Source organism: Variovorax sp. F042 (genome assembly GCF_057814215.1).
Map to the genome: position 1 here is coordinate 952,904 of NZ_JBVASX010000002.1, position 6,734 is coordinate 959,637.

8 protein-coding genes are annotated in these 6,734 nt (G+C 65.8%); 7 read left to right on the top strand and 1 reads right to left on the bottom strand.

The annotated features are described in order from the left end of the window. Positions 1 to 536: 536 nt before the first annotated feature. Positions 537 to 1,481 carry a LysR family transcriptional regulator gene (locus ACZYSP_RS12880; RefSeq protein WP_258352917.1) on the bottom strand — a complete coding sequence of 315 codons (945 nt, stop codon included), beginning with the start codon at positions 1,479 to 1,481 and terminating at the stop codon, positions 537 to 539. Positions 1,482 to 1,583: 102 nt separating this feature from the next. Here ACZYSP_RS12880 and ACZYSP_RS12885 point away from each other — a divergent pair, with 102 nt between their 5' ends. The 7 genes from ACZYSP_RS12885 to ACZYSP_RS12915 all read left to right on the top strand — a co-directional run. Further along, complete coding sequence (locus tag ACZYSP_RS12885; RefSeq protein WP_354339442.1) at positions 1,584 to 2,513, top strand: ketopantoate reductase family protein; 930 nt, start codon at positions 1,584 to 1,586, stop codon at positions 2,511 to 2,513. Beyond that, positions 2,510 to 2,893 carry a VOC family protein gene (locus ACZYSP_RS12890; protein ID WP_093082719.1) on the top strand — a complete coding sequence of 128 codons (384 nt, stop codon included), beginning with the start codon at positions 2,510 to 2,512 and terminating at the stop codon, positions 2,891 to 2,893. Before ACZYSP_RS12885 ends, ACZYSP_RS12890 begins: the two co-directional genes overlap by 4 nt. A gap of 42 nt (positions 2,894 to 2,935) precedes the next feature. Beyond that, positions 2,936 to 3,388 carry a MaoC family dehydratase gene (locus tag ACZYSP_RS12895; RefSeq protein WP_093082734.1) on the top strand — a complete coding sequence of 151 codons (453 nt, stop codon included), beginning with the start codon at positions 2,936 to 2,938 and terminating at the stop codon, positions 3,386 to 3,388. Continuing rightward, positions 3,385 to 4,614, top strand: a complete 1,230-nt coding sequence (locus tag ACZYSP_RS12900) for a CaiB/BaiF CoA transferase family protein (RefSeq protein ID WP_354339443.1) — start codon at positions 3,385 to 3,387, stop codon at positions 4,612 to 4,614. Before ACZYSP_RS12895 ends, ACZYSP_RS12900 begins: the two co-directional genes overlap by 4 nt. A 10-nt stretch (positions 4,615 to 4,624) precedes the next feature. Then, on the top strand, positions 4,625 to 5,446 hold the full coding sequence (gene aroE, locus ACZYSP_RS12905) for a shikimate dehydrogenase (protein WP_354339444.1): 822 nt from the start codon (positions 4,625 to 4,627) through the stop codon (positions 5,444 to 5,446). Between the two features lie 24 nt (positions 5,447 to 5,470). Further along, positions 5,471 to 5,914 carry a type II 3-dehydroquinate dehydratase gene (gene aroQ, locus ACZYSP_RS12910; RefSeq protein WP_354339445.1) on the top strand — a complete coding sequence of 148 codons (444 nt, stop codon included), beginning with the start codon at positions 5,471 to 5,473 and terminating at the stop codon, positions 5,912 to 5,914. Between the two features lie 328 nt (positions 5,915 to 6,242). After that, positions 6,243 to 6,734, top strand: a 492-nt coding sequence (locus ACZYSP_RS12915; RefSeq protein ID WP_489014506.1) for an ESPR domain-containing protein, incomplete at its 3' end; no start/stop codon positions are given.

Consider the following 6,734-nt stretch of genomic DNA (forward strand, 5'->3'; position numbering starts at 1 on the left):
TGCGCGCAGCCTCTGAACGCTATGCACTGGATGCTGGCACCCAATCCCGATGACTGAGCTTCTCCACAGCCATGTCGGCGAGCCGCTCACGCAACACGCCGAACGGCACCTGACATCCCCGGAAGCGCGAAGCTGATTCGCTCGATGTCTCGCGAGGGGTGCTCGCCTGACAACGCGTGAATGCATTGATCAGGTGATGCGGCTCTGTCTTTACCAACAGTGGCGCGTGCCACCCAAGCGACGGTTGGATTTCTCCGAAACGGCGAAACGTGCAGCGCGGCAGAACCTTGCGCTGCCCAACGTGGTCGTCGAAACGCGCTCGGTCATGGCCCTCAAGAGCTTGATCGGCCACTCGGGTTTTCTTGGGGCGACGGTGATCGGGCCCAGGTCGGTCTCGCAATGCCATTCGGTCGTGCCGTCGGGCCGCACCATCAAGGCCACTTCGTTCACCGCGCTCCGGGTTGAAGCTATCGCCCGGAGCAGGCGCTCAAAAGCGCATCGTGCTCTTCACCCTGGCCGTCGACAGGCTCGATCCTCTATTTACGCGCGTTCGACTTCTTGGCAAAAAGCCGTTCGCACAAACCGCGCAGCCAGCGATTCGCCGGGTCCTGGTTGTAGCGCGCGTGCCAGTGCTGCTTGACGGTGAAGGGCGGCACGGGCACCGGGCAATCGAACACGGCGAGCCCGTTGGTGCGGGCCAGCGTCTCGCCGATCTGGCGGGGCACTGTGGCGACGAGGTCGGTGGTCGAGACGATGGCGGCCAGGCCCAGGAAGCCGGGTAGCTCCAGCAGGATGCGCCGTTCGACGCGGTGCCGCAGCAGCGCTGCCTCCAGCAGTTGCACGCCCGTACCGCCGACGATGCCGATGTGCGCCTCGGCCTTGTAGTCGCGCAGGCCCATGCCCTTCGAGCCGACGCGCGGATGCCGTGCATTCACCAGGCACACCCAATCCTGCGGATACAGCACCTGTTGGTAGAAGCCTGATTCGAGCCAGGGCACCAGCCCGATCGCGAGGTCGGCCTGGCCGGACTGCAGCGCTTGCCCGGTCTGCTCGTCGATGCGCGCAGCCTCCAGGCGAATGCCGGGGCCCACGGCGCGCACGTGCGCCAGCAGTTGCGGCAGCAGCGTGATGTGGCTGGCATCCGTCATGCAGATGCGAAAGCGCCGCGTCGCGCTCGACGGGTCGAACACTTCCGGCGGCGCGGCCACGCGGCGCAGCGCCGCCAGGGCCTCGCGCGCCGGAACGATCAGTTCTTCCGCGCGCGGTGTCGGCTGCATGCCTGCCGCGGTACGCACGAACAGCTCGTCGCCCAGATGCCTGCGCAGCCGGCCCAGCCAGTTGCTCACCGTCGGCTGGCTCTGGCCGAGCTGGTCGGCCGCGCGCGTCACGCTCTGCGTGGTGTAGATCAGGTCGAACAGGCGCAGCAGCTTGAGGCTGAGCAGGCCCGCGCTCGCATCGAGGTTGTCGTCGTCCGCATTCATTTCAAAACGGAATGTAGACCATTCGCTCCATGTCATGGACGAAATGTTCGTCGAACCCTATCTTCGACGCATCCCTTCGAAACACTCCTTCAAGAGACAGGCATGAAAATCTACTTCCTGGGCGCCGGCGCCCTCGGCTGTGCCATCGGCGGCACGCTCGCCGCCGGCGGGTCGGACGTCACGCTCATCGACCCGTTCCAGGCGCACGTCGACGCCGTCAACCGCGACGGCCTCCTCATGAAGGACGGCGACTCGGAGCGCCGCATCAAGGTGCGCGCAGCTACAGGCGTCGAGGGCCTGCCGCCGGCCGACCTGGTGATCGTGCTGGTCAAGTCCTTCCACACGCGCTCGGCCATCGAAGGCGCGCTGTCGATCATCGGACCCGACACCGCGCTGATGTCACTGCAGAACGGCATGGGCCACGAGGAAATCCTGGCCGACGTCGCCGGCCGCGAGCACGTGCTGGCCGGCAAGACCTACGTCGGCGGCGTCCTGCTCGGCCCGGGCCGCATCATTGCCGGCACGCACGGCAAGCGCACGGTGATCGGCGAACTCGACGGCAGCGTGAGCGAACGCGCCAGGGCCATCGCGGCCGAATTCGAGCGCGCCGAACTCCCTTGCGAGGTCAGCGACAACATCCTGGGCGTGATGTGGGACAAGCTGCTCATCAACGTCTCGACCGGCGCGCTGAGCGGCATCACGGGCCAGGTGTACGGCAGCCTCTACGCGGTGCCCGAGATCGAGGCCACGGCCATCGCCGCCGTGGCCGAGGCCATGGCCGTCGCGCGGGCCGTCGGCGTGAAGCTGTCGATTCAGTCTCCGCGCGATGCATGGGTGATGGCCGCCGAAGGCCTGCCCTACGAGTTCAAGACCTCCATGCTGCAGAGCCTGGAGAAAGGCTCCATCACCGAGATCGATTTCATCAACGGCGCGGTAGTGCGCGGCGGGCTCCTGCACAACGTGCCGACGCCGGTCAACCAGACGCTGGTTGCGGCCATCAAGGGCATCGAACGCCGGCTGGAGGCGAAATGAGCACGCCGCGCGCCTACGTGGAGCACGTCGCCATCTGGGTGAAGGACATCCACTGGCACATCAAGTTCTTCCACGACGTCTGCGGCATGACGATGCGCGAAGTGCAGGGCACGCTCGAAGAGCCGGTGCAGTACTGGACCCTCGGCGGCATGCAGTTCATGGCCAAGCCCGACTACGCAGGGCCTGAAGGCCGCCTCGGCCATCTCGGCGTGATGTGCGAAGACCTCGAAGCCGCACTCGCCGCCGCACAGGCCTTCGGCGTGACCGAAATGCCGCAGGGCCGCAACTGGCTGCGCCTGCCGGACGGCCTGGCCGTCGAATTCATCCAGGCCAGCGCCGGCGCCGTGGCACGCGCGCTCGCCATCGATCCCCGCGCCTGAAGAGCCGCTCCCCCAATACAGAGACACACACCAATGACCACCTTGACCATCGAAGACAAGTACTGGGACGACGCCGTCGTCGGCCAGGAGTGCACCAGCCCGCCCTATGAAGTGACGGAGGCGCGCGTGATGGCGTATGCCGACCTCACCGGCGACCACACCCCCGTTCACACCGACGAAGCCTATGCACGCACCACGCCCTTCGGCACCCGCGTGGCGCACGGGCTGTTCGGCCTGTCGGTGGCCGACGGGCTCAAGACGAAGAGCGACATGCGTTTCATGCCGGGCATGTCGCTCGGCTGGGAATGGAGCTTTGTCGGCCCCATCAAGCTCGGCGACACGGTGCGCGTGAAATTCCACGTCGGCAGCAAGCGCGAATCGAAGAGCAAGCCGGGCTGGGGCATCCTCGTGCTGCCGTCCGAACTCATCAACCAGCGCGACGAGGTCGTGCAAAAGGGCGAGCACCGCGTGATGGTGCCGAGAAAGCCGGCATGAGCGCGTCGCCGAAGCAAGCGCTGCCGCTGGCCGGCTTCCGCGTCGTCGACTACAGCCACTTCCTGGCCGGGCCCTATGTCGGCCGCTGCCTTGCCGCGCTCGGTGCCGAAGTCATCAAGGTCGAGCGTCCCGGCACGGGCGATGCAGGACGTCAGCATGCGTGGTTCGTCGGCGACCACAGCGGCTATTTCCTGCAGCAGAACATGGGCAAGAAGGGGCTCAGCGTGAACACGAAGGACCCACGCGGCCGGGCACTGATGAAGAAGCTGGCCGACAGCGCCGACGTGTTCGTCGAGAACTACCGCCCCGGTGCGCTCGACAAACTGGGCCTGGGCTACGCCGAACTCGCGCAGACCAACCCCGGCCTGGTGTACTGCTCGATCTCGGCCTACGGCCACACCGGCCCCGACTCGCACCGCGCCGGCTTCGGCCTCATCGCCGAGGCCAAGAGCGGCATCATGCAGATGGTCGGTAACCCGGGCGAGGCACCGCCGCTGCTGCGCATCTCGCTGGGTGACATGTACACCGGCATCCATGCGGTCGCCGCAATCAACGCCGCGCTGCTGGGGCGCGTGAAGTCCGGCCGCGGGCAGCACATCGACATGGCGCTGTACGACACGCTGGTGTCCATGCACGAGTACGCGGTGCAGTGCTACACGCTCTCCAACGGACAGGAGGTGCCGGTGCAGACCGGGCACGACATGCCCAATTCCACGCTCTACGGCGTGTTCCGCGCGCAGGACGGCGACCTCGTGATCGCCGCGCAGGTGGACGACGCCTGGAAGCGCTTTGCCGCACTGGTCGAGCAGAACGGCGGCCCCGCGGGTTTCGGCGGCGACAAGCGGCTGCACGCGTCGGCCGGGCGCAATGCCCATCGCGCCGGGATCCTCGAAGTGGTGAAGCCGTGGGTTGCTGCGCGGCCGGTCGCGCAGGTGCTGAAGATGCTGGACGGCATCGACGTGCCTGCCGCCAAGGTCCAGCGCATCGATGAAGTGCTGGCCGACCCGCAGATCCGCGCGCGCGGCATGGTGGTCGAGCAGAACCATCCGGTGCTCGGAAAGATCCGCCTGCCGAACCTGCCCTTCCACATGTCGGGTTGCGACACCTCGATCACGCAGGTGGCGCCCGAACTGGGCGAGCACAACGCGGAAATCGCGGCCAGCCTCGGCTTCGACGCCGCGCAGATCGCCGACATGCAGGCCGACGGCGTGCTCTACAGCAAGTAAGGAAACAGCGATGACCGACAAGTACGCCGTGATCGGCAACCCGATAGGACACACCAAATCGCCGATGATCCATGGCAGCTTCGCCGAAGCGACCGGCCAGGACATCAACTACAGCGCGATCGAAGGCTCGCTGGAGCGCTTCGCCGACGACGTGCACGCATTTCGCAAGGCGGGCGGGCGCGGAATGAACGTCACCGCCCCGTTCAAGCTGCAGGCCTATGCACTGGCCACTGAACGGCTCGAACGCGCCGAACTCGCAGGCGCCACCAATGCGCTCAAGTTCGATGGCGACCGCATCCTTGCCGACAACTTCGACGGCGTGGGCCTGACCAACGACATCCAGAGCAACCTGGGCTTCCCGCTCGAGGGCGCGCGCATGCTGGTGCTCGGCGCGGGCGGTGCGGTGCGTGGCGCACTGCAGCCGTTTCTCGCGCGACAACCAGCCGTGGTGGTGCTGGCGAACCGCACGCAGGCCAAGGCCGTCGACCTGGCAAAACAGTTCGCCGGGCACGGCCGCGTGCAAGGCTGCGGCTACGGCGATCTGGCAGGCGAGCGATTCGACATCGTCATCAACGGCACCTCCGCGAGCCTCAGGGCCGAATTGCCGCCCCTGCCCGCGCAGGCGCTGCAGGGTGCGAAGCTGGCTTACGAGCTTGCCTACGGCAAGGGCCTGACGCCCTTCCTGCGGCTGGCGCAGAACGCCGGCGTGCCGAAGCTGGCCGACGGCGTCGGCATGCTGGTGGAACAAGCTGCGGAAGCCTTCCTGTGGTGGCGCGGCGTGCGGCCCGACACGCGCAGCCTCATCGACCGCATGACCATTCCCCTGGTCTGACCCGACGAGCAGGAGACGACCCCCATGAAGATCCTCATGCTGCACGGCATCAACCACAACATGTTCGGCAAGCGCGACCCGAAGCAGTACGGCACGGTGACGCTGGCCGAGATCGACGCGCTATTGCAGGCACTCGGCAAGGAGTTGGGCACCGAGGTCGAGAGCTTCCAGACCAACAGCGAAGGCGCGATGTGCGAGCGCATCCACCGCGGCTTCACCGAGGGCGTGGACGCGGTGCTCATCAACGCCGGTGCCTGGACGCACTACAGCTACGGCATTCGCGACGCACTGGCGATCCTCACCGTGCCTGTGGTCGAACTGCACATGTCGAACATCCATGCGCGCGAGACGTTTCGCCATCACTCGGTATTCGCCGAGATCGTGAAAGGACAGATCTGCGGCTTTGGCGTGGACAGCTACCTGCTCGGTCTGCGTGCCGTGGTATCAGTTGCCGCGCACGCGCAATGATGTTCACGTCGGTTGGTGTGTCGGCCCTCGCCTGTCTCCGCTCCGTCTGACGGGGTTGTATTGAGGACCATGATCGACGTCGTCCTCCAAGCCCTGTCGGGCCCAGGCAACAAGGTTTTGAAGCGAAATCCCGTTATATGTGTGAACTAGTTAATAAAAGTTAACTAGAGTTAACAAAGCATCGCCCTGCGCGACCACTTGTTACATATGCTCGCGCCCTCACGCTAGACGCTCCAGTACTGAGGGCTTGTTCGGCAAGGGCCGTTCTCCCTGATCTTGGCTTGGATTGCGTCGCTACTCCGCGGCGGCGGAATCAACCAGGAACATCATGAACAAAGTCTTTCGAATCGTGTGGAACGATGCTCTCGCAGCATGGACAGTAGCTTCGGAATTGAGTCGTGGTCATGCGAAGGCTCGCGCCACTGTGAGCGCGGCAGGCGCAGCGGTGACACTGGCTCTGGCCACGGTGTCAATGCCGGCCGCGGCGGATTGCGTGGCCACGGGTGCGGCCATCGCCTGCAGTTCGGCGGGAGGAACGCAAGGCACGACCGTCGGGACGGGACCGGCCACGGCTGACAACACCTCGGTGGATGTCCAGTCGGGTGCATTGGTCAGCACGGGCAACAGCTCCGCGATCAGCCTTGGCAACAATGCCACCATCACGGTCCGCAGCGGCGCCACGGTCCAGAACAGCTCCACCAACGGAAACAGTCCGTACCCAGGCGGCATCGGCGCCAACACCGTCGAGTTCAACAGCAACAGCACCATCACCATCGAGCAAGGCGCCAACGTCTTCGCGGATGGAAGCGCCGGCAATTCG